Below are 1,183 nucleotides of genomic sequence, written 5' to 3' on the forward strand. Positions count from 1 at the left end.
CGTCGTCGGCCCCGGTGCAGCCGGTCAGCTCCGCTACCGGGCGCGGACGTCGCTCGAGGACCGGATCACCGCTTTGCTCGCCGGCGAGCGCACCCGTTACGTTGCACCGGCGGACCAGTGGCAGCCGACGCAGGACGCGGGGGAGCACCTCCGTGCGGCCGCGCGGCGGGTCGACGACCTGCGCTACGCCGCCACGATCCAGAAGGGCTCGGGAGGACACCTGTGACTCAGACGGCTGGGGAGCATCGCGAGGTTCGCGATCTCGCCACCCGCGGCACCGCGATCGGCGAGCGGCTGCAGGGACTCGAGAAGGCGGTGACCGCTGCGCGCGGTCACCTCGACGCCGGTCTCCTCGACGAGACCGAGGCGACCGTCGCACGGGCGACCGGACGGCTCCGGCTGTCCGCGCACCACACGGTGGTCGCGATCGCCGGAGCGACCGGCTCGGGCAAGTCCTCGNGTCGCGATCGCCGGAGCGACCGGCTCGGGCAAGTCCTCGACGTTCAACGCCCTCACCGGCCTCGAGCTGTCGTCCACCGGTGTCCGCCGCCCGACGACGTCGTGGGCGACCGCGTGCGTCTGGGGGAGTGAGGGCGCCGAGGAGGTCCTCGACTGGCTCGGCATCCCGCCCCGGCACCAGACGATGCGGGACACGGTGCTCGACACCCGGCAGGACCAGGCGCTCGACGGCGTCGTCCTGATGGACCTGCCCGACCACGACTCCACCGAGGTCTCCCACCACCTCGAGGTCGACCGGCTCGTCGAGCTCGCCGACCTTCTCGTCTGGGTGGTCGACCCCCAGAAGTACGCCGACGCGGCCCTCCACGACCGCTACCTGGCGCCCTACGCCACCCACGCGGGCGTGATGCTCGTCGTGCTCAACCACGTCGACACCATCGCGCCGGAGAAGCGGCAGGGGATGGTCGACGACGTGAAGCGGCTCCTCGCTGCTGACGGCCTCGGGTCGGTCAAGGTCATCCCGATCAGCGCCCGGGAGGGCATCGGGGTCGACGAGCTCCGCCAGGAGATCGCCTCGCGCGTCGAGCAGAAGCGCAGCACGACGGTCCGGGTCGAGGCCGACATCGCCGCGGCCGCGGGTCGTCTCGACGCCGCCGGCGGCGAGGCTCCCGGACGCGAGATCACGCCGCAGCAGGCCCAGGCGCTCGAGGACCGGGTGGCCGAG

General features: G+C 73.0%; 1 protein-coding gene and 1 pseudogene. Both read left to right on the forward strand.

What is annotated here, in order from left to right; translation table 11 throughout:
* A pseudogene (locus tag H0487_RS22660) lies at nt 1–226 on the forward strand (hypothetical protein); the annotation flags it as partial.
* Between the two features lie 240 nt (nt 227–466).
* On the forward strand, nt 467–1,183 hold a 717-nt coding region (locus H0487_RS22665), incomplete at its 3' end, for a YfjP family GTPase (RefSeq protein WP_312856071.1).

Origin of the sequence: Nocardioides stalactiti, assembly GCF_014180715.1 — a bacterium.
GTDB lineage: Bacteria > Actinomycetota > Actinomycetes > Propionibacteriales > Nocardioidaceae > Nocardioides > Nocardioides stalactiti.